Genomic DNA, 26,537 nt, shown 5'->3' on the forward strand with positions numbered 1-26,537 from the left:
ACGTGCAAACACCACCCTGTTTCGTCTAAATACCCCTCAGCACGGAAGTGCCCTTGGGTACTTTCTTAAGTGGACAATAGAGTGAAAGTACGCTGCCAAAGCACAAACAACCTGAAGTATGATGTGTATATACACATTCTTTCACAAATAGTGCTCCTGAAATTCATCAAAGTCACTTATCATCACCGCGCAATAAAGAAACCCTGCCCTTATTGTTATTGTATCTAACGATAGCCGCCTTGTAATAGAGGATTTCCGTAAGCAAAACTAATACAAAAGGTTGAAATCACTGCAAAGAGATACTATTTGTACACTATGAAATGTGACCTGAATCTTGAATTTTTACTCTCTGCTGCCGGGAAGCCCGCATACCAATAAGCCTTTTTTATGCCCGACATCGTCATAAAATTAAGACTGAACAATTAATACAGCCACTAAATAAAGAGCAATTTTGAATTCCTTACATTCCTGGCTATTGCACAACTGAATTTATCGCTCTATTATTAGCTCAACAAACCACCCCAATATAAGTTTGAGATTACTACAATGAGCGAAGCACTTAAAATTCTGAACAACATCCGTACTCTTCGTGCGCAGGCGAGAGAATGTACTCTGGAAACGCTTGAAGAAATGCTGGAAAAATTAGAAGTTGTAGTTAGCGAGCGTCGCGAAGAAGAAAGCGCTGCCGCTGCTGAAGTTGAAGAGCGTACCCGTAAACTGCAACAATATCGTGAAATGCTGATTGCTGATGGTATTGATCCGAACGAACTGCTGAATAGCATGGCTGCGGTTAAGTCCGGCACCAAAGCTAAACGTGCAGCACGTCCGGCTAAATATAGCTACGTTGACGAAAACGGTGAAACTAAAACCTGGACTGGCCAGGGTCGTACACCGGCAGTGATCAAAAAAGCGATGGAAGAACAAGGTAAACAACTGGACGATTTCCTGATCAAGGAATAATTCAGAAATAGTTTGCTTAAAATCCCGCCACTGGCGGGATTTTTTTTACCCGCACTTCGCACATTGCCCTACCCAAATTAGGTATAAAAAAACGGCGCTGGATTAGCAGCGCCGCTCTGTCCTTATAATACCGCGAGGTTACTTCTTAATACCCATCTCATCTTCAAGCCATGCTTTAAATTCAGCGCCAAGCGTATTATGGCGAATACCATATTCAACGAACGCCTGCATATAGCCCAGCTTATTACCACAGTCATGGCTTTTGCCCTTCATGTGATAGGCTTCTACCGTTTCTTTTTCGATCAGCATATCGATTGCGTCGGTCAGCTGAATTTCATCACCTGCTCCCGGAGGTGTTTTTGCCAGCAGAGGCCAGATATCCGCACTGAGAACATAACGCCCCACAACGGCCAGATTAGATGGCGCAACGTCAGCTTTCGGTTTTTCTACCACGCCAACCATCGGTACGCTTTCACCAGGCGCTAATTCAACGCCTTTGCAATCAACAACACCATAAGCCGTTACGTCTGCTACAGGCTCCACCATAATCTGGCTACTGCCAGTTTCATCAAAACGGTGGATCATTTCAGCAAGGTTGTCACGGGATAAATCAGATTCATATTCGTCAAGAATAACGTCCGGCAGGATGACCGCAACCGGTTCATCGCCAACAACCGGATGGGCACACAATACCGCATGACCCAGACCTTTTGCCAACCCCTGACGCACCTGCATAATAGTGACATGCGGAGGGCAAATAGATTGTACTTCTTCCAGAAGCTGACGTTTTACGCGTTTTTCCAGCATCGCTTCAAGTTCAAAGCTGGTATCAAAGTGGTTTTCAATTGAATTCTTAGACGAGTGAGTCACGAGTACAATTTCAGTGATGCCCGCAGCAATACATTCGTTTACGACGTACTGAATTAATGGCTTATCAACCAACGGTAGCATCTCTTTCGGGATTGCCTTCGTAGCCGGTAACATCCTGGTTCCTAATCCCGCAACCGGGATAACGGCTTTTTTGACTTTTGAATTAAGGGCAGCCATTTAAAACTCTCCTGGACTGTTCATGTATTGAACGTGTTCATCAATCTGTTTCGCATCCGAGTATATCAGTACCGCAGTAAGCTTCAGGTCTGAAAAGGACGCGCGTCGGTATAATTAAGATAAATACGAATAAGACTGGCGCTGATAGTAGCACTCACAGCGTAAGGGAGGTGAACCAATTTTATTCACTACCCTCTCGATTGTTCATTCCGCAGACAACATCAGGCGCAAGCGACCGCCTGCCCCCCAGATTTGGCACTGCCAGGATTCACAGCGTTGACTTAACTGATTCAGATACGTATTGCCTAACGTGCCCAGCGGAACACCATTACTGATTTGTACGTGATGTGAACCGGTATTTAATGTCGCATTCAGCCCAGCCGATACCAGAATCAGATTTTTTAATACGCTGTGGTAATACCCCACCAGCAGTGGAAACTGTCCGGGTAAATTAGCCTGACGAAGTAAATGATTCACCTGTTTCAATAGCGCACCGAGCTCAGGCAGTCGTTGATTCTGATGGGTGAGTTGTTCTTGCAGCAAACCATTAAACAGCGCGCGCAGTAATAATGCAGCCAGGACACCATTATCCCCTGCTCGAGTAACATCCAGACAATAGAAGGCGAGATCGTGGTCCGACAGAGGGGCAATATCCAATACCAGTCCAGGTTGATCAGCGGCGACCAACTGGCGGTAGTTGACCCGACAATGCGAGATGACTTGCGACACTGGGGGCTGTAATTCTTGCAACAGTTTTGCGGCGGCAGCAGGATCGCCCACCATCGCATCCCAGTCACGAAACAGGCGTTCTTCTTCTTCCACGCGAGAATTAAACATATTGGGATAAAGACATGCAAAAACGGTTTCTCGCAGGCGGTTAAGGTCCTTCACGGGCTTTAAAAGAACATCATCCACACCGAGCCGTAATGCTTTGGCAATATCGGCCATATTTTCCGTTGCGGAGATCACCAGAATAGGCGTCTGATCGCCACGATTACGCAGATACTCGACCAGTTTAAGGCCGTTCATTCTCGGCATAGCGAGATCGCAAATCATCAGGTCGGGGGTGAAGCGCCCCAGTAACTCCAGCGCATCAAGCCCGTCTCCCGCTACTGCTGTTGTCGCTCCCAAAGAGGAAAACCATGAATCCAGAAGCGAGCGAAATACTGGCTCATCTTCAACGATAAGAATCTGTTTTCCGACCAATGGCTGCGTCATATTCTCCCCCCTGACTGGCTTTAGTAAATAGTGGCATGCTATTGCAACTCACGCCTGTCAGAATTTGCTTAAGTGTTGATAAAAAATGCGTTAAACGTTGGTTTTTACCAAGGGCAGAAGCTCATCCATTTTCTTCTCGACCGCTAACTGCCCGGCAGCAATTGCAGCACCGGCGCGATGGAAATCCAGCGTGGATATTTGCGGACAAAACGGCTGAATCAGAATATCAGGTGGGTCCCCAGCCATACGGTTGCGCTTGAGACGGTTTTCCAGAACCTGAATCGAGGTCGTCATGATCTCCATCGCCGTAGGTGCCGTGACTGCACGCCGGGCCGTAATGTTGCTCAAGCGCTCTTTCAGGCGGGCATGCCATGACAGCTCATCATCGTTCGATTCGGTTTCACTATTGACGTTGAAGGAGAGCAGATCTTGTTGCATCAGGTGCGCATCATGTTGCAGGTCGACCGCAATAACGATATCGGCCCCCAACGCACGCGTCAGAGAGACAGGCACAGGGTTCACCACCGCACCATCTACCAGCCAATAACCATTGTGCGCCACAGGTGACATGAGGCCTGGAATACTGCAGGAGGCCCGAACGGCAAGGTGCAAATCACCTTCAGTAAACCAGAGTTCACGGCCCGTACTGAGATTGGTTGCGACAGTGGCAAAACGGCGTGAGCATTGCTCGATAGATTCTACCGGCATGACATTACGATACTGGTTGAATACCCGTTCGCCGCGCAATAGTCCGCCCCTGCGCCACGAGAGATCCATCAGGCGTAAAACATCCCAGTAACTGAAGGAGCAAACCCACTGTTCAAGCGCGGGGAGTTTGTTACATGCGTAGGCGGCGCCGACCAGTGAGCCAATGGAACACCCTGCCACAATATCAATGTCAATGCCCATGTGTTTCAGGGCTTTGATCACACCAATATGCGACCAGCCGCGTGCTGCGCCGGAACCTAGCGCCAGCCCAATTTTTATTTTTCTCATTATACCTACAGACTTCCCCTGGCTTGCAGACGTAGCAACATCGCCACGGCTCAGTTAACATAGTGCCACCCTGGCGTTTTTACGCCGTTTTTTTATTCCAGGGAGTACTTTGTGTCTCAGCTTTGTCCCTGTGGTAGCGCTGTCGAGTATAGCCTATGTTGCTACCGTTATGTGTCCGGTGCACAAGTAGCACCTACGCCGTCACATCTCATGCGTTCTCGTTACTGTGCTTTTGTGATGAAAGACGCAGATTACCTCATCAAAACCTGGCATCCAGATTGCCATGCCGCCGATTTCCGGGATGACATTATTGCAGGATTTACCCATACCGAATGGCTGGGGCTGACCGTTTTTGAACAGCAGACGGCAGAAACCGACACTATCGGTTATGTCAGTTTTGTCGCACGGTTTTCTGAACAGGGAAAAACAGGCGCAATTATCGAACGCTCTCGTTTTTTAAAAGAAAACGGTCAGTGGTACTATATCGATGGTACACGCCCGCAAATTGGACGAAACGATACCTGCCCTTGTGGCTCCGGTAAAAAATTTAAAAAGTGCTGCGGCTAATCAACGCCCGACAGCATCAACTATGCAAACATTCTCAACAGGATCTCCGCTGCAAATGCATTCATTACAACGAAAAGTGCTGCGTACTATTTGCCCGGACCAAAAAGGTCTGATCGCGCGCATTACTAATATCTGTTACAAGCACGAACTGAACATCGTGCAGAATAATGAGTTCGTGGATCACCGTACCGGGCGCTTTTTCATGCGTACCGAACTGGAAGGCATTTTTAACGATGTCACACTGCTGACCGATCTGGACAGCGCACTACCAGAAGGTTCCATTCGTGAACTTACGCCAGCGGGTCGTCGCCGCATTGTCATTTTAGTCACCAAAGAAGCTCACTGTTTGGGCGACCTATTAATGAAGGCCAATTACGGCGGGCTGGATGTTGAAATTGCCGCAGTTATCGGCAATCACGACACGTTGCGCTCCCTGGTTGAGCGTTTTGATATTCCTTTTGAGCTGGTCAGCCACGAAGGACTAACGCGTGACGAGCATGACCAAAAAATGGCGGACGCTATCGACGCACATCAGCCAGACTATGTCGTGCTGGCAAAATATATGCGTGTCCTGACGCCGACATTTGTTTCTCGCTTCCCAAATAAGATTATCAATATTCACCATTCATTCCTGCCCGCCTTTATTGGCGCGCGCCCGTACCATCAGGCGTATGAGCGCGGCGTGAAGATCATCGGAGCGACAGCCCACTATGTGAATGACAATCTCGACGAAGGTCCGATCATCATGCAGGACGTGATTCATGTAGATCATACCTATACCGCAGAGGATATGATGCGTGCCGGTCGTGACGTTGAGAAAAACGTATTAAGCCGTGCGCTGTATCAGGTTCTCGCGCAGCGTGTCTTTGTTTACGGTAATCGAACGATTATTCTGTAATCACCAATAATATGAATTGATTAGCTTTACTGCGTTACGGATGAAAAGTACGCAAACGATCCACGTTAAGCAAAGGAATGCTTTACAGCGGCGCGTCATTTGATATGATGCGCCCCGCTTCCCAAGGAAGCAGGCCAGTAACATAGCATTACCCCGTGGTGGGGTTCCCGAGCGGCCAAAGGGAGCAGACTGTAAATCTGCCGTCATCGACTTCGAAGGTTCGAATCCTTCCCCCACCACCATTCATTCCTGTAGATTCATAAAATTAGTATACCCCTGGTGGGGTTCCCGAGCGGCCAAAGGGAGCAGACTGTAAATCTGCCGTCATCGACTTCGAAGGTTCGAATCCTTCCCCCACCACCATCACTTCCTAAAGCACTACATCTCAATCAATACGCAATGCCCTATATTCTGCCCATGCGGGAAGGATGAAAAGCTTCGACTAAGGTTCGATTCGAGCGTAGCGAGAAAGCGTTGCCGCAGGCAACGACCCGAAGGGCGAAGCGCATAGCGCTGAGTCATCCTTCCCCCCTTACTTCATAAAGTACCAACACAAAATCAATCTTCAATGCCCTTTATTTGCCTGATGCGCTGCGCTTATCAGGCCTACAAAGTCCACTGACACCTACGTAGGCTGGATAAGGCGGTTACGCCGCCATCCGGGCGAACAGGCATAAAAAACCCCGCCGAAGCGGGGTTTGGTGCGTTATAACGCGAAATTAATGACGGGCGCGCACAATCTGATATTTACGTGTCAGATACTCGACTGGCACGCTCCAGATATGTACCAGACGCGAGAACGGGAACAACAGGAACAGCGTCATACCTAATACCAGGTGCATACGGAAAATGAATGCTACGCCATCCAGATACTGAGACGCCCCACCGTGGAAGGTCACCACTGATTGCGCCCAGTTCACCAGCTTCATCATTTCGCTACCGTCCATATGCTGAGCCGAGAACGGAATGGTCAGCAGACCCAGCGCACACTGGATAACCAGAACAGACAGCACCAGAATGTCGGCACCCGTGGTCGTTGCACGCACGCGCGGACTGAACAGACGACGTTTCAGCAGCAGCACGCCCCCCACCAGGCACATCACACCACTGGCACCACCGGCAAACATCGCCATCTTTTGCTTCACTTCAAGCGGCAACCACGCTTCGTACATCCAGTGCGGCGTCAGCATCCCCAGGAAATGACCCGCGAAGATGCCGAGGATCCCAATGTGAAACAGGTTTGACGCAAGGTTCATCCCTTTGCGATCCAGCATCTGGCTGGAAGCCGCACGCCAGGTATACTGACCGTAGTCGTAGCGTAACCAGCTGCCAATCAGAAAGACAGAACCCGCAATATACGGATAGATGTCAAAGAAGAACGTATTCAGGAAGTGCATTAGTTCTGTCCTCCGGTGGTGATGTTCAGGTACTGCGGCGCAACGGCCCCGGCAAAACGACGTTGATGAGCAGAAATTTCAGACTCACCACATCCCTGGTCGGCAAAGAATTTCACCTGCTCTTCTTCCCAAACAGCATCCAGTGCCTGCGGCGTGTCGTCACGAACTTCATCCGCAATTTTTTCGGCCACTTTGTCGCTGTCGATAGCGGTATTCGCCAGCTTTAACAGCAGATCGAACAGCACCGCGTAGCGACTTTCGCGCTGTTGCAGTCGCGCGCTGAGCAGCGCCAGAATCGGGGCGATATCCTGCAAGCCACCTAACGCTTCGCTTTTTGGCAACTGTGCGAGATATTCCAGATACAGCGGCAAGTGATCAGGCAATTCGCGGCTATCGAGTTGTAGTCCGTGCTGCTCATACTGAGCCATCAGGTCAACCATCGCCTGGCCGCGATCGCGGGATTCACCGTGAACATGTTCAAACAGCAATAGTGACGTCGCACGACCACGGTCGAACAGTTCGCTATAGCTTGCCTGCGCATCCAGCATATCCTGCGCAGTTAAATCGCGCAGGAAAACGCCCAGCGTCTGGGCATCCTCTTTGTCCAGGTTTTCAGATGACGCGAGTGCATCGAAAAGTTCCTGCTGATACTGCCACAAGGCAGCATCCGGGTACTCGAGCAGACGCGAAACAATGACGAGTTCAATCATTGGTGCGGCTCCGTTTTACTGGTCACATCGACAGCATCAATGCGGCGACTGTTGAACAGATTGAATTTCGTATCAGAACCGTGGCAACCATCACCGAAGGTGAAACCACAACCGCTTTTCTCCGGGAATGCTTCACGCGCCAGTTCGCGATGGCTGCTCGGGATCACAAAACGATCTTCGTAGTTAGCAATCGCCAGGTAACGATACATCTCTTGTGCCTGGGCTTCAGTCAGACCGACCTCTTCCAGCGCGCGGGTATCGACTTTGCCGTCTACAGTTTCTGCGCGTTTGTAGTGACGCATCGCCAGCATACGTTTCAGCGCCCGCAGTACCGGCTGGGTATCACCTGCAGTCAGCAGGTTCGCCAGATACTGAACCGGGATACGCAGGCTGTCCACGTCCGGCAGAATACCGTTGCTACCCAGTTCACCCGCATCAGCAGCGGACTGAATCGGAGATAAAGGTGGCACATACCAGACCATCGGCAACGTGCGGTATTCCGGGTGCAGCGGCAGCGCCAGCTTCCAGTCCATCGCCATTTTGTATACCGGCGACTGCTGGGCCGCGTCGATCACGCTCAGCGGAATGCCATCTTTCAGTGCCTGTTCAATCACCGCCGGATCGTTTGGATCGAGGAATACGTCCAACTGACTCTGATACAGATCCTTCTCGTTCTCGGTGCTTGCAGCGCTTTCGATAGCATCGGCGTCATACAGCAACACGCCGAGATAACGAATACGACCGACACAGGTTTCAGAACATACCGTCGGTTGGCCAGCTTCAATACGCGGATAGCAGAAGATGCACTTCTCAGATTTACCGCTCTTCCAGTTGAAGTAGATCTTCTTGTACGGACACCCGGTGATGCACATACGCCAGCCGCGGCACTTGTCCTGGTCAATCAGCACGATGCCATCTTCTTCACGTTTGTAGATGGCACCACTTGGACAGGTCGCCACGCACGCCGGGTTCAGACAGTGCTCGCACAGACGGGGCAGATACATCATGAAGGTATTTTCAAACTGCCCGTACATCGCCTTCTGCATATTTTCGAAGTTCTGGTCTTTCGCCAGCTTCTCAAACTCACCGCCCAGGTCATCTTCCCAGTTCGGACCTTTGGTGATTTTGTCCATACGCTGACCGGTAATCAGCGAGCGCGGACGGGCGATCGGCTGCGCCTTGCTATCAGCGGGCGCGTTGTGCAGCGTCTGGTAGTCGAAATCAAACGGCTCGTAGTAATCATCAATGCCCGGCAGATGCGGGTTAGCAAAGATTTTACCCAGCAGCAGCGCTTTGTTACCCATGCGCGGCACCAGCTTGCCGTTGATTTTACGGATCCAACCGCCCTTCCATTTTTCCTGGTTTTCCCAGTCAGTCGGGAACCCCGTTCCCGGCTTCGTTTCAACGTTGTTGAACCAGGCATATTCGGCACCTTCACGGCTGGTCCAGACGTTTTTGCAGGTTACTGAACAGGTGTGGCAACCGATGCACTTATCGAGATTCAGCACCATGCCGACTTGTGAACGAATTTTCATTTTACGCTCTCCTGTACCTGGTCATTGCCTTCACCATCCAACCAGTCAATGTTCTTCATCTTACGTACCACAACGAACTCATCACGGTTCGACCCTACGGTGCCGTAGTAGTTAAAGCCGTAGGCCAGATGTGCATAGCCGCCGATCATGTGGGTCGGTTTCGGCGTAATACGCGTTACCGAGTTATGGATCCCGCCACGCTGCTGGGTAATTTCTGAACCAGGCAGGTTCACAATACGTTCTTGCGCGTGGTACATCATGGTCATCCCGGCCGGCACACGTTGGCTGACAACGGCACGGGCAGTTAAGGCACCGTTGCTGTTGAAAACTTCGATCCAGTCGTTATCTTCGATGCCCAAATCTTTCGCATCGGCTTCACTCATCCACACAATCGGACCGCCACGACCTAACGTCAGCATCAGCAGGTTGTCACTGTAGGTAGAGTGGATACCCCACTTCTGGTGCGGCGTCAGGAAGTTGAGCGCTTTTTCAGGGTTGCCATTGGACTTCTCGCCCATCACCTCTTTCACCGAACGGGTGTCGATTGGCGGGCGATAGACCAGCAAGCTTTCACCGAAGTCACGCATCCACTGGTGATCCTGATACAGCTGCTGGCGACCAGACAACGTGCGCCATGGGATTAGCTCATGAACGTTGGTGTAACCGGCGTTATAAGAAACATGTTCATCTTCCAGACCTGACCAGGTCGGGCTGGAGATGATTTTGCGCGGTTGCGCCTGAATATCGCGGAAGCGAATCTTCTCGTCTTCTTTATTCAGCGCCAGATGCGTATGGTCACGGCCGGTAAATTCACTCAGCGCGGCCCAGGCTTTAACGGCGACCTGGCCATTCGTTTCCGGTGCCAGCGTCAGGATCATCTCAGCGGCATCAATGGCTGTATTAAGACAAGGCTGGCCTTTCGCCGGACCTTCTGCCTTGGTGTAATTGAGCTTACGCAGCAGATCCATTTCGCTCTGAGTATTCCAGGCAATCCCTTTACCACCATTACCGACTTTGTCCATCAACGGGCCGATAGAGGTGAAGCGCTCGTAAGTTGCCGGGTAATCACGCTCGACGGTCATGATGTGCGGTGCGGTGACGCCAAGGATCAGGTCGCATTCGCCTTTTTTCCAGTCTTTCACGTCCAGCGGTTGCGCCAGTTCAGCGGCGGAGTCGTGCTGGATAGGCAGTGTCACCACGTCAGTTTCTTTGCCAAGGTGACCGACACAAACTTCAGAGAATTTCTTGGCGATGGCTTTGTAGATTTCCCAGTCGCTTTTCGATTCCCAGGCCGGGTCAACAGCAGCAGACAGCGGATGAATAAACGGATGCATATCCGAGGTATTCATGTCGTCTTTTTCATACCAGGTAGCCGTTGGCAGCACGATGTCGGAATACAGACAGGTGCTCGACAAACGGAAGTCCAGCGTCACCACCAGATCCAGCTTGCCGTCGAGACCATTATCCTGCCATTCCACTTCTTCTGGTTTCACGCCGCCCTGTTTACCCAGATCCAGTCCCTGAATACCGTGCTCAGTACCCAGCAGATACTTCAGCATGTATTCATGGCCTTTACCGGATGAGCCCAGCAGATTAGAGCGCCAGATAAACAGGTTACGTGGATGGTTTTTACCGTTTTCTGGTTGTTCTGCCGCAAAGCGAATAGAACCTTCTTTCAGCGATTTAACGGTGTAATCGACGGGTGTCATCCCCGCTTTTTCCGCCTCACGCGCAATGTACAGCGGGTTAGTACCCAACTGCGGTGCGGACGGCAACCAGCCCATACGCTCGGCGCGCACGTTGAAGTCGATCAGATGACCGCTATAGCGGGACTTATCCGCCATCGGCGACAGCAATTCTTGCGCTGTTACCGTCTCATAGCGCCACTGGCTGGAGTGGTTATAGAAGTAGGACGTACTGTTCATGTGACGCGCAGGACGCTGCCAGTCAAGTGCAAACGCCAGTGGCTGCCAGCCGGTCTGTGGACGCAGTTTTTCCTGGCCCACATAGTGTGCCCAGCCGCCGCCGCTCTGACCGACACAGCCGCAGAAAATCAGCATGTTGATCAGGCCGCGATAGTTCATATCGAGGTGATACCAGTGGTTCAGACCCGCACCGACGATGATCATCGAACGTCCGTGGGTTTTATCGGCGTTATCCGCAAATTCACGGGCAATGCGCACAATTTGAGAACGTGAAACACCGGTGATTTTTTCTGCCCACGCAGGGGTATACGCTTTTACGTCATCGTAGCTGGTCGCGCAGTTTTCATCATTCAGACCACGCTCAAGGCCGTAGTTAGCCATGGTCAGATCGTAAACGGTGGTCACCAGCGCCGTAGAACCATCAGCCAACTGCAGTCGTTTAACCGGCAGTTTATGCAGCAGAACGTTTTCCAGTTCGACTTTATTGAAGTGTTCAGTTCCTTCGCCACCGAAGTACGGGAAACCGACTTCCGCGATGTCATCCTGGCTACCCAGCAGGCTGAGTTGCAGTTCGGTTTCGGCACCAGACGTACCGTCGCGCTGCTCCAGATTCCATTTACCTTTTTCGCCCCAGCGGAAACCGATTGAACCGTTCGGCGCAACCATCTCACCGTTGCTGTTAATCGCGACAGTTTTCCATTCCGGGTTGTTTTCCTGGCCCAGAGAATCGACCAAATCCGCCGCACGCAGCATACGACCGGCGGCATAGTAACCGTCACGCTCTTCGAGCATCACCAGCATCGGGAAGTCGGTGTAACGACGCACGTAGTCGGTAAAGTACTGGCTTGGGTTGTCGAGATGGAACTCACGCAGCATAACGTGGCCCATCGCCAGCGCCATTGCGGCATCAGTCCCCTGCTTCGGTGCCAGCCACAGGTCGCAAAGCTTGGCGATTTCTGCGTAGTCCGGCGTAATCGCGACCGTTTTGGTCCCTTTGTAGCGAACTTCTGTGAAGAAGTGCGCATCCGGAGTACGGGTCTGCGGTACGTTAGAACCCCAGGCGATGATGTAGCTGGAGTTGTACCAGTCAGCAGATTCCGGCACGTCAGTCTGCTCGCCCCAGGTCTGCGGAGAGGCAGGCGGCAGGTCGCAGTACCAATCGTAGAAGCTCAGGCAGGTACCGCCAATCAGTGACAAGTAACGAGCACCGGACGCATAAGAAACCATCGACATTGCCGGGATCGGTGAGAAACCCGCAACGCGGTCAGGACCATAGGTTTTCACGGTATAGACGTTAGATGCCGCAATCAGTTCGTTGACTTCCTGCCAGGAAGAACGGACAAACCCGCCACGACCACGCGCTTGTTTGAAGCTTTTTGCTTTATCGGCGTCTTCGATGATGGAGGCCCAGGCGTCAACGGGATCACTGTGCAGTCTTTTCGCTTCACGCCACATCTTCATCAGACGTTTGCGCATCAGCGGATATTTGAGGCGGTTAGCGCTGTAGAGATACCAGGAATAGCTCGCACCACGCGGGCAGCCGCGAGGTTCGTGGTTTGGCAGATCAGGACGAGTACGCGGGTAGTCAGTTTGCTGGGTTTCCCAGGTGACCAGACCATTTTTCACGTAGATTTTCCAACTGCATGAGCCGGTGCAGTTTACGCCGTGGGTTGAACGCACGACTTTGTCATGCTGCCAACGCTGGCGGTATCCATCCTCCCAGTCCCTGTTGGTGTTGAGAAGCTGGCCGTGCCCATCGGCAAAGGTTTCGCCCTTCTGCTTGAAGTAACGAAACCGGTCCAGGAATTTACTCATCGGTTTTCTCCTGTAGGAGCCTGACGGCTCTCTGATAAATCGACATTGCTTGATTGGGAGTGAAGGTAACGCTCTGAAAGGGCGTGATAATTGATAACGATCAAGGCAGACAGGGATGAAAATAGGTGGTTAATTTTCGTATACCCCTTAAGTAGGATATTGATTTTAAATATAATTAATTGATTTATAAGCAGATTCCAAAAACAACTTCTCGTGCAAATGTTAAATTCTTTACAAGTGGGTATTAAGGGGTATCCCCCCTGCTTAGCATATTCTTGGCACCACTCTCACAGGCTGTTGTTATGTCACAATACAAAAGTATGTTGTAACTAATTTAAGGCAAAAAAAAGCGCGGTCTAACACCGCGCAATGGATAATCAACCTACACTTCATCATTCAAACTGCTTCTGCGTTGGCTGCGCTCGTTCTCCCCAGTCACTCACTTCAGTAAGCGCCTGGGGATTTCTCACTTGCCTGCCTTGATGCAGCTCGATTGATTTTGTGTATACAACTTTTTTACTTTTTAGAATGACGGCCGTATACCACCCAGGTGATGACCACGCAGGCGACATAGAAGATCAGAAACACTTTCATTGCATCAACCGGCGAGCCCGTTAATGCCAAAGACGTACCAAACGCTTTCGGAATAAAGAAGCCGCCAATCGCGCCAATCGCTGAGATAAAACCCAAAGCCGCTGCTGTGTCAGTCGCTGCCTCACGCATCGCTTTCTCTTCAGAACCGCCTTCCGCTTTCACCCGGTCCATTGTCAGCTTACGGAAGATGACAGAGATCATCTGGAAAGTTGAGCCACTACCCAGACCAGCCGTCAGGAACAGCGCCAGGAATACCGCGAAGAAGGCAATAAAGTTACCACCTACCCCATCGGTTGGCAGGGTCAGGAACAGTAAGGCGCTGAAGACGGCCATCAACACGAAGTTAACCAATGTCACGCGAGTCCCGCCCAGACGGTCGGAAATTGCCCCGCCGGCAGAACGCGCCAGTGCACCAATCAGCGGGCCAAAGAAGGCGTAATGCAGGATCTGCACTTCCGGGAACTGCGTTTTTGACAGCATCGCGAAACCTGCGGAGAAGCCGATAAAAGAGCCGAAGGTTGCCAGATACAGCAGGCTCATAATCCACAGATGTCCGCGTTTCAGCACCGGCAATTGCTCTTTCAGCGACGCTTTCGACGTTGCCAGTTCGTTCATACCAAACCATGCCGCCAGCGTGAAAATCGCAAGGAACGGTACCCAAATCCAGGCGGCGTTGGCCAGATACAGCTGCGTGCCGTCCGGTTGTTCAACGCCGTGGCTGCCAAAAGCGGCGAAGATGGACAGTGAGACCACCAGCGGCGCAACTAACTGCATCACGCTGACGCCCATGTTGCCCAAACCACCGTTCAGCCCCAACGCACCACCCTGCTTCTGCTTTGGAAAGAAGAAGCTGATGTTTGCCATGCTGGACGCAAAGTTTGCACCGGCAAAGCCGCACAGCAGGGAGATAATAATAAAGGTACTGAACGGCGTGGTGGTATCCTGCACAGCAAAGCCTAACCACACGCAGGGGATTATCAGGATACCTGTGCTGAATGCCGTCCAGCGACGACCGCCGAACAGAGGAACCATAAAGGAGTACGGTACGCGCAGCAGTGCGCCGGAAACTGAAGGCAATGCCGTCAGCATAAACAGCTGCTCAGTGGTAAAATCGAATCCCACTTTCGGTAAGTTCACCGCCACTGCGCTAAATAACATCCATACGCAAAACGCCAGCAGCAGGCAAGGGACTGAAATCCACAGGTTACGGCTGGCAACTCGTTGACCACGCTGTTCCCAGAAGGCGGGATCTTCCGGCCGCCATTCTGTAATTACAGATCCAGATGCCCTTTCCGGGGCAGATGAGTGACTCATAGACACCTCTGATACTTGTTTCGATGCCTGCAACATTAGGGTTTACAGCCGGGGGTAAGTTGATATAAATCAAAGGAAAAGGTGTCATTATTAACGCCTAAAATTTATCATTACCCTAAATGAGTACATAACTTCGGTAAAAAAGATGTGGTTTTTCACGCTTCTGTCGCACCCTACTCCCCAACGTCCGGGATCTCTCCCCCCGTCGGCAATTAAGGGGTAGCCCGTTTGAGGTATGGGTATACTCCAGTGTATCGCTGAGAATAGCGGCACTGCCTGCAGCAGATTCGTCATTCAATAAGGTTTTCTGCTCACTGAAAACCCGAAGGAAGAAGTCACATGTTTAAACGTTGTCTTTCCCCGCTTACGCTGGTTAACCAGGTGGCGCTGATTGTTTTACTGTCTACCGCGCTTGGCGTGGCGGGTATGGCTGTCTCCGGCTGGCTGGTACAAGGCATTCAGGGTAGCGCTCACGCAATCAATAAAGCCGGCTCGCTACGTATGCAGAGCTACCGTTTGCTGGCTGCCGTACCGCTGGACGCCAGCGATCAACCACTGCTGGATGAAATGGAACAAACAGCGTTTAGCCCTGAACTGACTCGCGCCGCAAAACGCGACGGCCAGCAGGCCCAGTTAAAGGCATTGCAGGATTATTGGCACACCGAACTGGCACCGGGGCTTAAGCATGCACAAACGGGTGATGCGGTCGCCGATGACGTTTCGCGCTTTGTGACCGGGCTGGATAAGCTGGTTACCGCCTTTGACCATACCACGGAGTTGCGTATTGAACGCGTCGTTATGCTGCATCGCCTGATGGCGGTGTTTATGGCTCTGCTGCTGGTCTTTACGATTATCTGGCTGCGCGTACGCCTGTTGCAGCCATGGAAACAGCTGTTGGCGATGGCGCGCGCCGTCAGCCAGCGTGATTTTACGCAACGTGCGCATATCAGCGGGCGTAATGAGATGGCGGCACTGGGTTCGGCACTGAACAATATGTCAGAAGAACTGGCCGAAAGTTACGCCGTACTGGAACAGCGGGTACAGGAAAAAACCGCAGGTCTGGAACATAAAAACCAGATACTCTCTTTCCTGTGGCAAGCCAACCGCCGTCTGCACTCACAGATACCGCTGTGTGAGCGGCTTTCACCAGTACTCAACGGGTTGCAAAATTTAACGCTGCTGCACGATATTGAGTTGCGGGTTTATGACCTGGAAGATGAAGATAATCATCAGGAATTTACCTGCCAGTCGAGTGCCAGTTGCGATGAAAAAGGTTGTCATCTGTGTCCTCGAGGCACACTGCCCGCCATTGAGGGTGGCACTACGCTGAAATGGCGGCTGACCGATGCACATACCCAGTACGGTATTCTGCTCGCCACCTTGCCGTACGGGCGTCATCTCAGTCACGATCAGCAGCAACTGGTCGATACTCTGGTAGAGCAACTCACCGCAACACTGGCGCTGGACAGGCACCAGGAACGTCAGCAGCAGTTGATCGTCATGGAAGAGCGTGCCACCATTGCTCGCGAACTCCATGATTCTATTGCACAATCGCTCTCCTGTATGAAAATGCAGGTCAGCTGTTTGCAGATGCAGGGCGACGCACTCCCTGAGAACAGTCGTGAGCTGCTAAGTCAGATTCGTAACGAGCTGAACGCCTCCTGGGCACAGCTACGTGAATTGTTGACCACCTTCCGTTTGCAGTTGACTGAGCCTGGGTTGCGGCCTGCGCTGGAAGCCAGTTGCCAGGAATACAGCGCTCGCTTTGGTTTTACGGTGAAGCTGGATTATCAGCTGCCGCCGCGCCTGGTTCCATCCCATCAGGCGATCCACCTGCTGCAGATTGCCCGTGAGGCCCTGAGTAATGCGCTTAAACACTCTCAGGCCAATGAAGTAATCGTGACGGTGGTGCAAAATGGCAAACAGGTCAAATTGACCGTTCAAGATAACGGCTGCGGCGTACCGGAAAACGCCGAACGCAGTAACCACTACGGCATGATTATAATGCGCGACCGTGCGCAGAGCTTGCGCGGCGATTGCCGTGTACGCCGTCGAGAGACGGGCGGTACTGAAGTTGCTGTCACTTTTATTCCCGAAACAAACTTCACAGAAGTCCAAGGAGATACCCATGAGTAATCTGGAACCGGCAACCATCCTGTTGATCGACGATCATCCGATGCTGCGCACCGGTGTAAAACAGCTTGTCAGCATGGCGTCCGATATCACCGTGGTCGGCGAAGCCAGTAATGGCGAGCAGGGTATCGAGCTGGCTGAATCCCTTGATCCCGATCTGATCCTGTTAGACCTCAACATGCCCGGCATGAACGGTCTGGAAACGCTTGATAAGCTACGAGAGAAATCTCTGTCCGGACGCATCGTCGTTTTCAGTGTTTCCAACCATGAAGAAGACGTAGTGACCGCCCTGAAACGCGGTGCTGACGGCTATCTGTTGAAAGACATGGAGCCAGAAGATCTACTGAAAGCATTGCAACAAGCCGCCGCCGGCGAAATGGTACTGAGCGAAGCCTTAACCCCGGTTCTGGCCGCCAGCCTGCGCGCTAACCGTGCGACCTCCGATCGTGATGTAACTCAGTTGACGCCGCGTGAACGCGATATTCTGAAGCTCATCGCCCAGGGGCTGCCTAACAAGATGATTGCGCGCCGCCTCGACATCACCGAAAGCACGGTAAAAGTGCATGTGAAGCATATGCTGAAGAAAATGAAGCTTAAATCACGCGTTGAAGCCGCGGTATGGGTACACCAGGAACGCATCTTCTGATAACGCGAGTATTAGCGAGGATCATTTCCCGAAACGGTATTAAACGGTTCGGTCAGTGATAGCGTGATCTCATTGGAAGAGACACGCTGGCCCTGCTCGTCTTCCACAACGACGGAGAGCCGCCAACGGTTGGTTGCTCCTTCACTGCTATCCCACTTCGGCATAATAATCGTCCAGCCTTGCGCTCTGCGAGGATGACTCCCGGCCGTTAAACTCAATGCTTGCGTGTCTCCCTGCCATGTCAGATGACGAATGCCGTACTGACTACGCACCTGTAATTTCAGCGCTACCGTCTCGCCGGGTTTCAGATCCCACGGCGGTGTCGTCAGAAATACAGATAAGGTTTTACGCTGGCGATACTCCAGCGTTGGCACGCTATTACGTTGAGGATCGTCATAACGACTCCCGCGCAGCGAACGGCTGCTTGCGACTTCACTCACCATTAACTGTTTTTTTAGCGGAACGCCAAAACGATAATTGAGGGTCAATCCCAGATTATTCTGGCTTATCCCGCTTTCGCCCTGTTTATGCTGCGCGGTCACCGTAATCAACGGCACTGGCGTATAGCTTAGTCCCAGATTTACCGCTACCGGGTTGCGGTAGCCCGTTCCCGAGTGGAAAAGGTCTACCCGATCGCCAAAATATTGCTCGACGCTGACGCTGGTATTGAGATGCTCATAAAAGGGTAGCCGCATCAACGCGGTAAGGTCGTAGCCCCGCGCCATCCTTTGTTCCTGTGTTGAAGAACGATTCTGCCACGAGGAAAACGGCTGGTAGTAGTTGGCGGATAGCCGCAGATACTCTCCCCACGCCTCGGCGCCAAACCCGCCGCGCGACAGATTCTCGTCCAGCAGGTTATCGTAAAAGGTGTTATAGCCCAGCAACCAACCGTCGCGTACCCAGCGTTGTCCAATCCCCGCATTACTCACCAGCCCTTCGTCACGTTGGGTGAGCCCCAACTGACTCCAGGTCAGAAAGCGTTGATTATCCTGCCACGGAATAAACCAGCTTCCCCGACTGCCGGTAAAACTGCCTTCATTATCCACCTGCAGCCCAACGCTGGCATTCCCCCACGGAGAAAGCCAGGATTCAAGCTGTTGATTTACCTGCTCACTGACCGTGTCGCGAACCTGACCAAATGCAAACTGTTTGGCTTGTTCGCCAGTATCAAGTCCGTTATCGATCATGCTGGCTTCACCAAAGGCTTTGACCACTTCAGCAAACTGTTTTTCGCCCGCGCGGGATTCTGGCGCCATACCGAGGTCTGGCAAGCCATCATTGTTGTTATCGAAAGGGTTTTCAGCCTGGTGAACAAAAGAGGATTGTGCGCTGGCAGTACCCCCTGCCAGTGGCAAGAGTGCAAATACGGCGAGAGAAAAATAAATAATACGGCTCAAATTGTTAGTTATTTCTTAAATCAATTAATTAGGTACACTTAACCTAAACCATAACGTCTTCAGCAATTAATTGCAGCCTTTATCCCTGTTTTCGGGATTTTCTGACCCGAATAATAAGGGGTCTTCACATGCTTTCTTTTCGATATCTGGTACAGGGAGTACCATACACGCCAGGAATTATCCCTCCCATTCGACAACAGGAGTCAAAATGCAAAAGATAGTGATCATCGCGAACGGTGCAGCCTATGGAAGTGAGTCGTTATTCAACAGTCTGCGTCTGGCCATCGCTCTGCGCGAGCAGGAGAGTAGCCTCGACCTGCGCCTGTTTTTAATGTCGGATGCCGTCACTGCAGGGTTGCGCGGGCAGAAACCCGCAGAAGGTTATAATATTCAGCAAATGCTGGAAATCCTGACAGCACAAAACGTTCCGGTAAAACTCTGCAAAACCTGCACCGATGGCCGCGGGATCACTGCACTGCCGTTAATTGATGGCGTTGAAGTCGGTACGCTGGTGGAACTGGCTCAGTGGACGCTGGCAGCAGATAAGGTTTTGACCTTCTGATGCCAACTCTTTCAGGCAAGCATACTGAAAGTGCCGGAAATTTCCCGATTTAATCTCAGATGGGCGCGGTTTCGTTAAACGTAAGCTCGCCCTTTCAACCCTTTTAAGGGATTTTGTCATTTTTGTTTAACCGTTATGCCATTTTTTGATCAAAATCAGCATCCCACGCCCTCCCCTTTGGTGTTATGCAATGAGTGAAATGTGAACAACATCACGCAGCACTTTCGACAGAAAGTACGTTGTTTTCAAGAACGGGGTGAAAAATGGCATTAGTGAAGGCAAGTTTGAAATTATTTGGTGGAGATACGGTGGTGGTACGCTGTTCAGAGCGTTGTCACATCCATCTGATGAGCGAGAAAAATCACGTCAAAGACACGCAGACCGACATTTTAAGCGTGCAGAATCGTGATAATGCATGGCTGACCGTACCGTATACCGGCGTCTGGAACGTGCTGATCGACAGCCACAGCCAGTCTCTGGAGCATTCAATCAGTTATATTGCAGCCTGATGATGTAATGCCCGAAAGCAGCTACGCTTATCGGGCACACAACAGATAACCCGGCAACGCTTAGGCAAATCCGGGTCGCATGACGCCTTCCGGCAGGTTCTCTCCCAACAATCTTTTGACCGTAATCACCAGATCGTTAAGACAGTCATCCTGCATCCCCAACTTCACCAATTCCTGTTCCAGCGAGAACAGATATTGCGCGTTGGTTCCCAATGGCCCACTGGCAGAAGCAATAAGCGGCGCGATAACCTGAGCACGGGTATCGGACTCAAACAATGGATGTCGCGGATCCATAATAAAGACCAGCGCACTCACCGTTCGGCCATCATCCAGCGTGAGCTGACACCAGGTTGGAAGATAACATCCGGTGATCATTTCACGCTTCCACAGCAGGGACAACTCTTGCTCCAGCGAGGCATCCGGTAAACGGTAAGCCACACCCGTAGTGCGCCCCCCCTCTTTCAGGGCCAACATCCGTCCCGGCTGACACGCCGTTCCTCGCCCTGCCGTCAGGCGCAAACAAAATGCGCGATGCCAGCCGACTAACGTCCCGGTACAGGACTCTTCAAACTCTAACGCCGGGTTCCACATCAACGATCCATAACCAAAGATCCACACCGGTCCATCATCTGGACGGCAGGCAAGCGTGGCGGCCAGTGAGGCTGCCCGTTGTTCCGCCGACCAGAGTAGTGATTCTTCAATATCACCAAATGCCGTCTTACAGTCAGCATTCAATAAAAAATCACGCGTTAACACCTTACACCTCCGCCACTGCGACTTCCCTGCGACAACTTTTTTGACGCCTTCCAGGCTTTTTTACTGCTCATTTTGAAACCAATACCAGGACAATAGGCAATTCACCGACTGCATGCAAGGCAACAAAGGCTCAACGGCACTTTATATCCTCTTTTTATGTCCCGGTATGGCGCGACTGTTAGCATATCATCGTGTGATATTTTGATTGATTCAGAAACCTAACATCTTGTTATTTAAATACTCTCTAAACAAGACACATCATTTTGTTCGCTTTGATGCAAAAAATGGTCCATGCCGTAAAATTACGTAAAATCAGATCGGAAATACCGAAAGATCTGTTATTTTTTACATTCTTTAATACATTTATAATTATAAGCACCTGCAGAGATGGAGAATGAATTACATGACACATGCACATGAGGCGGTAAAAACCCGCCACAAGGAGACCTCACTCGCCTTTCCGATCTTGGCGCTGGTAGTACTGTTCTTTTGGGGGAGCAGTCAGTCACTACCAGTGGTCATCGGCATTAACGCACTAGCCCTTGTTGGTATATTAAGTAGCGCATTCAGCGTTGTCCGTCATGCAGACGTATTAGCTCACCGACTTGGTGAGCCCTATGGCTCGCTGATTCTCAGCCTTTCGGTGGTTATTCTCGAAGTCAGTTTAATTTCCGCATTAATGGCAACCGGTGACGCCGCGCCCACGCTAATGCGCGATACGCTCTATTCCATCATTATGATCGTAACCGGTGGGCTGGTCGGGTTTTCATTACTGTTGGGCGGCCGAAAATTTGCTACCCAGTATATGAACCTGTTCGGTATTAAGCAGTATTTAATCGCTTTATTCCCGCTGGCCATTATCGTGCTGGTATTCCCGATGGCATTACCGGGAGCGAATTTCACCACTGCACAGGCACTGCTGGTGGCGTTAATTTCAGCAGCAATGTACGGCGTATTTTTGTTGATCCAGACCAAAACACACCAGAGCCTGTTTATTTACGAGCATGAAGATGAGGGCGACGACGACGACCCACATCACGGTAAACCTTCAGCGCACAGCAATCTATGGCACGCCGCCTGGCTTGTCATCCATTTGATTGCCGTTATTGCCGTTACAAAAATGAATGCCAATCCGCTGGAAACATTACTCACTGAGTTGAATGCACCCGTGGCATTTACCGGTTTCCTGGTGGCGTTGCTTATTCTCTCCCCAGAGGGTTTAGGTGCGCTGAAAGCGGTCCTGAACAACCAGGTGCAGCGAGCGATGAATTTATTCTTCGGCTCGGTACTTGCCACCATCTCACTGACCGTACCTGTCGTCACACTGATTGCGTGGGCAACGGGGAATGACCTGGTGTTCGCGCTGGGCGCCCCAGAGATGATTGTCATGGTTTCTTCGCTGGTGCTGTGCCATATCTCCTTCTCCACCGGACGCACCAATGTGCTCAACGGTACAGCGCATCTGGCACTGTTTATCGCCTACCTGATGACGATATTCGCCTGATAATCGATTCAGGTGCAACCCACGGCCCTTTACAGGGCCGTTTTTTATCCATGCTTATTGCTCTGGATAAACCTGCTGGCCATCCACAAACGTGAATAGCGCTTGTGTCTGGTGCAGTTTATCTGCCGCAACGGCCAGAATATCCTGATCCAGAACGGCAAAATCAGCGAGCTTGCCTGCGCGTAAACTCCCTCTCTGCTGTTCGGCAAATGCCAGCCAGGCGGCGTTTAGCGTATACATTTTTAACGCATCTTCCCGGCTGACCCGGCGTTTCTCGTCACGCACAGAGCCATCGAGCGCTTTCCCCGTCACATGGTATTCAATGGCATGCCACACACCCGCAACGCCTATTCTTGTCGCATCCGTCCCCCCGGCAACGATCACGCCTTGCTCAAGTGCGGGTTGAATGGGGGATGACTGTGCTGCAACGGCGTTGCCATTAGCGCGTTCAATGGCGGGAGATTCAAAATACGGCCCCATCTGTACAGAATAGGCTAAACCTAATTGCTTCATCCGGGCTATCGTCTCTGCCGTACCGGTATTTAAATGGGCAATTGACCAGCGAAGCTGGGAAATATCATGTGATTTCGCCACCTCGCTAATGACATCCAAAATTGCGTCTGCGCTATCATCGGTATAAGCATGTATTTCAACGGGGACACCTTCCTGCGCCGCCAGCTGTAACACCTTATATTGTTCATTTTTGGCATCTGGCGATGAACTAAATCCGGATGACATCCGCACGCCATCATTCATTTCCAGCACCAGGCTTTCACCAAAACCTAAGAAGGATATTTTCCCATCATCATGCACTGCCGGACGAAACGCCAGACGCTGTTTAAACCACTCGGTCTCATTACCGGGCGGTGCAGATAAGCGATATCCAACACGCATCCTCATTGGCGGCTGTTGCTGAAATCTAAAGAAATCGCGATAAGCCTGTTCTTGCCCAGCTGAAGGGTCAATAAAACCCACTACACCCCGTTTATTTAAATAGTGAATAAAGGCATTGAGGTTTTCTCCTACATTATTATCCTGACTGATCTGAGCGAAAAGTTGGTTAAAACTGCCAATGGTGCCGCGTAATTTCCCCGTGGCAAAACCTTTATCGTTGCGCTCTATAACTATCCCAGCGGGGATAGCTGGCGTAGGGCTGTTAAGCTTGAGAACATCAATAGCGTGTTGATTTAACAACGCATAGTCATAAAGGCTCTGAACATACGCAGGATTTGCAGGCAGCGCCTGATTAAGTTCCTGTAGGGTTGGGTCTCGCTTTTCGGCAAATTGTTCAGGTATCCATGATCCCACCACGGCCACCCACTGCGCCGTATTTTTCTCTTCTGCCGATTGCGACAGTTTGCGCAGAGCATCAGGTAACGTTTTGGCATCAAACCAGTAGGTTTCGAATAAGAACGTCCTTCCTCCGCGAATACCGTGCAGATGCGCATCAATTAATCCAGGGATAACCGTTTTACCCGCCAGGTTAATTTCTCGCGTATTCTGTCCTGACCATTTTTTAATCTCGTCATTATTTCCGACAGCAATAATGTGTTGCCCTTTTACCGCCAGAGCCTGCGCATTTGGCTGTTGTTCGTCCATGGTAATAAGCTGGCCGTTATACAAAATAACATCAGCCTTATCCTGTGCAGAAGCCAAAGAGGATGTTCCCATCAGCATTGCAGCCAACGCCATATTACGAATAGCAGGAGGAGGCGTTTTGAAGCAAAGGCCCATTTTACTCATCATGTTTATCTTCCTTTTTTGTGCATAGCTAATCAGGAAACCTGTGCCGAAACGCAAGGCTGGCAAGTTGCGCGCTGGATACCAGTTGTTCAAGCGAGTGTCCGCAACGCGCTTTTCCCGACAAACCCAACATCGTGGTACAGACATAATCGGTCATACTTTTCGCCTCTGCGGGGTAACGCTGGGCAATAAAGTTATGGATCTTATTTTCAGCAATCGAGTAGAACGCGCGGGCGGCATTGCGCGCCTCAGGATCATTGCAATGTGTTCCCTCCAGCACTAAACATCCTGCCGCATCAGGATCAGCAGCGTAATGACGTGCCGCTTCCTCAAGCAGCGTTGCCAGACAGTCAGCAACGGGCCTGTCCGCACGTAAAATATCGTCAAAAGGGATCGCATCGGTTTGCACGTAACGGCTCAATACTCGCTGATAGAGGCCGAGCTTATTCCCGAAAGCCGCGTAGAAACTGGGGGGTTTGATACCCAGAACCTGAGTGACATCCGCCACGCTAACAGTATCGTAGCCGTGGGCGTGAAATAAACGTTGTACCGTCGCAACCGCCTGTTCCGGGTCAAAATTACGCGGTCGCCCCGGCGCACGCGAACATTTTGTAGTGATCATTATAAATCCATTGACAGAAAACCATGCGGCCATTATATATCGATCACTACATAATTGTTCAAGGAGTATCTGATGTCTTCATTCAAGGGTAAATCGGTGCTGGTTCTTGGTGGTAGTCGTGGGATCGGCGCGGCAATTGTACGCCGCTTTGCCGCGGAGGGGGCATCCGTCACCTTCACGTATTCCGGCTCTCCTGACGCCGCCAAAGCGCTGGCCGATGAGACTGGCACCCGCACGGCGCAAACCGACAGCGCCAGACGCGAGGACGTTATCGCACGGGTGCGGGAAAGCGGCCCGTTAGATGTGTTGGTCGTTAACGCCGGGATTATCCTGTTCGGCGACGCGCTGGATCAGGATCCTGATGAAGTTGAGCGTCTTTTCCGCATTAATATTCACGCCCCCTACTACGCCGCGGTGGAGGCTGCACGCCAGATGCCTGAGGGTGGACGAATCATCATTATCGGTTCAGTAAACGGTGACCGTATGCCCATTGCCGGTATGGCTTCTTATGCGTTAAGCAAGTCGGCACTACAAGGAATGGCAAGAGGGTTGGCTCGTGATTTTGGTCCACGTGGTATTACGGTGAACGTTGTGCAACCCGGCCCGATTGATACCGATGCCAATCCGGCAGAAGGTCCGTTGAAAGAGCTGATGCACAGCTTTATGGCGCTAAAACGGCATGGGCGACCGGAAGAAGTTGCCGGAATGGTTGCCTGGCTTTCTGGCCCTGAAGCAGGGTTTGTGACAGGCGCAATGCATACTATTGACGGCGCGTTTGGCGCCTGATGGGAATAACAGGCCGGAGGAATATCCCCCGGCCTGTTCAACGCTCTTAGTTTTCAGTGTCCAGCTCATCGAAGCTTTTCACCAGATCGTCGATTGCTTTAATCTGCGTGAGGAACTGTTCCAGTTTCGCCAACGGCAGCGCGGACGGACCGTCGCATTTGGCATGGGCTGGATCCGGGTGCGCTTCAATAAACAGACCCGCCAGGCCTACCGCCATACCGGCACGAGCCAGTTCGGTAACCTGTGCGCGACGGCCGCCGCTTGCTGCGCCAAACGGATCGCGGCACTGCAGCGCGTGGGTGACGTCAAAAATCACCGGAGAGTTACCGGAAACTTTCTTCATCACGCTAAAGCCCAGCATATCGACAACCAGGTTGTCATAACCAAAGTTCGCACCACGGTCGCACAGGATAACCTTGTCGTTACCGCCTTCATGGAATTTATCCACGATATTGCCCATCTGGCCCGGGCTCACGAATTGCGGTTTTTTCACGTTAATAACAGCGCCCGTTTTCGCCATCGCTTCTACCAGATCGGTCTGACGTGCGAGGAATGCCGGAAGCTGAATCACATCCACCACATCAGCAACAGGCTGTGCCTGGCTGGCTTCATGAACGTCGGTGATCACTTTTACGCCAAACGTCTGCTTCAGTTCCTGGAAGATTTTCATCCCTTCTTCAAGGCCTGGCCCACGGTAAGAGTGGATGGAAGAACGGTTGGCTTTATCAAAGGAGGCTTTGAACACGTAAGGGATACCCAGCTTTTGAGTAACGGTTACGTAGTGCTCACAAATGCGCATCGCCAGATCGCGGGATTCCAGCACGTTCATTCCGCCAAACAGCACGAACGGCAGGTCATTTGCCACGTTGATGTCGCCAATGCTAACCACTTTTTGTTTCATAG

The 26,537-nt window shown here is 51.5% G+C and carries 22 protein-coding genes, 2 tRNA genes and 1 other RNA gene; 12 read left to right on the plus strand and 13 right to left on the minus strand.

All coding sequences use genetic code 11. The features are described 5' to 3' along the window. Nucleotides 1-546 precede the first annotated feature (546 nt). Entirely contained in the window at nt 547-960 is a 414-nt protein-coding gene (hns, locus tag NNO08_RS05375; protein WP_003020723.1) for a histone-like nucleoid-structuring protein H-NS, read from the plus strand. A 138-nt stretch (nt 961-1,098) separates the two neighbouring features. Here the strand turns inward: hns and galU are convergent, their stop codons facing one another. From galU to rssA, 3 genes are all read right to left on the minus strand, one after another. After that, nucleotides 1,099-2,007 carry a UTP--glucose-1-phosphate uridylyltransferase GalU gene (gene galU / locus NNO08_RS05380; RefSeq protein ID WP_271440929.1) on the minus strand — a complete coding sequence of 303 codons (909 nt, stop codon included), beginning with the start codon at nt 2,005-2,007 and terminating at the stop codon, nt 1,099-1,101. Between the two features lie 204 nt (nt 2,008-2,211). After that, a complete protein-coding gene (gene rssB, locus NNO08_RS05385; RefSeq protein ID WP_271456304.1) occupies nt 2,212-3,225 on the minus strand; it encodes a two-component system response regulator RssB in 1,014 nt (337 codons plus the stop codon). 90 nt (nt 3,226-3,315) lie between these two features. After that, nucleotides 3,316-4,221, minus strand: a complete 906-nt coding sequence (gene rssA, locus NNO08_RS05390; protein ID WP_271440927.1) for a patatin-like phospholipase RssA — start codon at nt 4,219-4,221, stop codon at nt 3,316-3,318. A gap of 111 nt (nt 4,222-4,332) precedes the next feature. On the opposite strand from rssA, the gene NNO08_RS05395 reads away from it, so the two are divergent. From NNO08_RS05395 to NNO08_RS05415, 5 genes are all read left to right on the plus strand, one after another. After that, the gene (locus tag NNO08_RS05395; protein ID WP_271440926.1) at nt 4,333-4,788 is read left to right on the plus strand and encodes a YchJ family protein; all 456 of its coding nucleotides are present in this window, start codon (nt 4,333-4,335) and stop codon (nt 4,786-4,788) included. Between the two features lie 55 nt (nt 4,789-4,843). Beyond that, complete coding sequence (gene purU / locus NNO08_RS05400; RefSeq protein WP_005126391.1) at nt 4,844-5,686, plus strand: formyltetrahydrofolate deformylase; 843 nt, start codon at nt 4,844-4,846, stop codon at nt 5,684-5,686. A gap of 157 nt (nt 5,687-5,843) precedes the next feature. Further along, nucleotides 5,844-5,928 (plus strand) — tRNA-Tyr (locus tag NNO08_RS05405). Nucleotides 5,929-5,964: 36 nt separating this feature from the next. Next, a tRNA-Tyr gene (locus NNO08_RS05410) sits at nt 5,965-6,049 on the plus strand. Nucleotides 6,050-6,093: 44 nt separating this feature from the next. Further along, a non-coding RNA gene (locus tag NNO08_RS05415) (RtT sRNA) lies at nt 6,094-6,224 on the plus strand. A 181-nt stretch (nt 6,225-6,405) separates the two neighbouring features. On the opposite strand, the gene narI is transcribed toward NNO08_RS05415, so the two are convergent. The 5 genes from narI to NNO08_RS05440 form a co-directional block, all read right to left on the minus strand. Next, complete coding sequence (gene narI / locus NNO08_RS05420; protein WP_045443634.1) at nt 6,406-7,083, minus strand: respiratory nitrate reductase subunit gamma; 678 nt, start codon at nt 7,081-7,083, stop codon at nt 6,406-6,408. Further along, nucleotides 7,083-7,793, minus strand: a complete 711-nt coding sequence (gene narJ / locus NNO08_RS05425) for a nitrate reductase molybdenum cofactor assembly chaperone (RefSeq protein WP_271440925.1) — start codon at nt 7,791-7,793, stop codon at nt 7,083-7,085. The genes narI and narJ overlap by 1 nt, the downstream gene beginning before the upstream one ends. Further along, nucleotides 7,790-9,328 carry a nitrate reductase subunit beta gene (gene narH / locus NNO08_RS05430; protein ID WP_137381696.1) on the minus strand — a complete coding sequence of 513 codons (1,539 nt, stop codon included), beginning with the start codon at nt 9,326-9,328 and terminating at the stop codon, nt 7,790-7,792. Before narH ends, narJ begins: the two co-directional genes overlap by 4 nt. Next, complete coding sequence (locus NNO08_RS05435) at nt 9,325-13,068, minus strand: nitrate reductase subunit alpha (protein ID WP_271456305.1); 3,744 nt, start codon at nt 13,066-13,068, stop codon at nt 9,325-9,327. The genes narH and NNO08_RS05435 overlap by 4 nt, the downstream gene beginning before the upstream one ends. Before the next feature lie 516 nt (nt 13,069-13,584). Then, complete coding sequence (locus NNO08_RS05440; RefSeq protein WP_271456306.1) at nt 13,585-14,976, minus strand: NarK family nitrate/nitrite MFS transporter; 1,392 nt, start codon at nt 14,974-14,976, stop codon at nt 13,585-13,587. A gap of 339 nt (nt 14,977-15,315) precedes the next feature. On the opposite strand from NNO08_RS05440, the gene narX reads away from it, so the two are divergent. Next, on the plus strand, nt 15,316-17,112 hold the full coding sequence (gene narX, locus NNO08_RS05445; RefSeq protein WP_271449259.1) for a nitrate/nitrite two-component system sensor histidine kinase NarX: 1,797 nt from the start codon (nt 15,316-15,318) through the stop codon (nt 17,110-17,112). Beyond that, entirely contained in the window at nt 17,105-17,755 is a 651-nt protein-coding gene (gene narL / locus NNO08_RS05450) for a two-component system response regulator NarL (RefSeq protein WP_061068018.1), read from the plus strand. Before narX ends, narL begins: the two co-directional genes overlap by 8 nt. Nucleotides 17,756-17,766: 11 nt before the next feature. Here the strand turns inward: narL and NNO08_RS05455 are convergent, their stop codons facing one another. Next, complete coding sequence (locus tag NNO08_RS05455; RefSeq protein ID WP_271456307.1) at nt 17,767-19,152, minus strand: YchO/YchP family invasin; 1,386 nt, start codon at nt 19,150-19,152, stop codon at nt 17,767-17,769. A gap of 208 nt (nt 19,153-19,360) precedes the next feature. On the opposite strand from NNO08_RS05455, the gene NNO08_RS05460 reads away from it, so the two are divergent. Beyond that, on the plus strand, nt 19,361-19,714 hold the full coding sequence (locus tag NNO08_RS05460; protein WP_271456308.1) for a DsrE/DsrF/TusD sulfur relay family protein: 354 nt from the start codon (nt 19,361-19,363) through the stop codon (nt 19,712-19,714). Nucleotides 19,715-19,977: 263 nt separating this feature from the next. Further along, nucleotides 19,978-20,223 (plus strand): DUF1883 domain-containing protein, encoded by a 246-nt coding sequence (locus NNO08_RS05465; RefSeq protein ID WP_042318612.1) that lies wholly within the window; start codon nt 19,978-19,980, stop codon nt 20,221-20,223. A 60-nt stretch (nt 20,224-20,283) separates the two neighbouring features. On the opposite strand, the gene NNO08_RS05470 is transcribed toward NNO08_RS05465, so the two are convergent. Further along, nucleotides 20,284-20,979: a gamma-glutamylcyclotransferase gene (locus NNO08_RS05470; protein ID WP_101743259.1), complete on the minus strand. Its 696-nt coding sequence runs from the start codon at nt 20,977-20,979 to the stop codon at nt 20,284-20,286. Between the two features lie 403 nt (nt 20,980-21,382). Here NNO08_RS05470 and chaA point away from each other — a divergent pair, with 403 nt between their 5' ends. Next, complete coding sequence (gene chaA / locus NNO08_RS05475; protein WP_271456309.1) at nt 21,383-22,483, plus strand: sodium-potassium/proton antiporter ChaA; 1,101 nt, start codon at nt 21,383-21,385, stop codon at nt 22,481-22,483. A 54-nt stretch (nt 22,484-22,537) separates the two neighbouring features. On the opposite strand, the gene NNO08_RS05480 is transcribed toward chaA, so the two are convergent. Together NNO08_RS05480 and NNO08_RS05485 are read right to left on the minus strand one after the other, a co-directional pair. Next, nucleotides 22,538-24,229, minus strand: a complete 1,692-nt coding sequence (locus tag NNO08_RS05480; RefSeq protein ID WP_271456310.1) for an amidohydrolase — start codon at nt 24,227-24,229, stop codon at nt 22,538-22,540. A 25-nt stretch (nt 24,230-24,254) separates the two neighbouring features. Then, nucleotides 24,255-24,848, minus strand: coding sequence for a TetR/AcrR family transcriptional regulator (locus NNO08_RS05485; RefSeq protein ID WP_271440917.1), 594 nt, complete (start codon nt 24,846-24,848; stop codon nt 24,255-24,257). A 72-nt stretch (nt 24,849-24,920) separates the two neighbouring features. Here NNO08_RS05485 and bdcA point away from each other — a divergent pair, with 72 nt between their 5' ends. Continuing rightward, a complete protein-coding gene (gene bdcA, locus NNO08_RS05490; RefSeq protein ID WP_271456311.1) occupies nt 24,921-25,634 on the plus strand; it encodes an SDR family oxidoreductase in 714 nt (237 codons plus the stop codon). Between the two features lie 46 nt (nt 25,635-25,680). On the opposite strand, the gene kdsA is transcribed toward bdcA, so the two are convergent. Next, the gene (kdsA, locus tag NNO08_RS05495; protein WP_048211463.1) at nt 25,681-26,535 is read right to left on the minus strand and encodes a 3-deoxy-8-phosphooctulonate synthase; all 855 of its coding nucleotides are present in this window, start codon (nt 26,533-26,535) and stop codon (nt 25,681-25,683) included. Nucleotides 26,536-26,537: the final 2 nt, after the last annotated feature.

Origin of the sequence: Citrobacter sp. Igbk 17, from assembly GCF_028069775.1 — a bacterium.
Taxonomy (GTDB): Bacteria; Pseudomonadota; Gammaproteobacteria; order Enterobacterales; family Enterobacteriaceae; genus Citrobacter.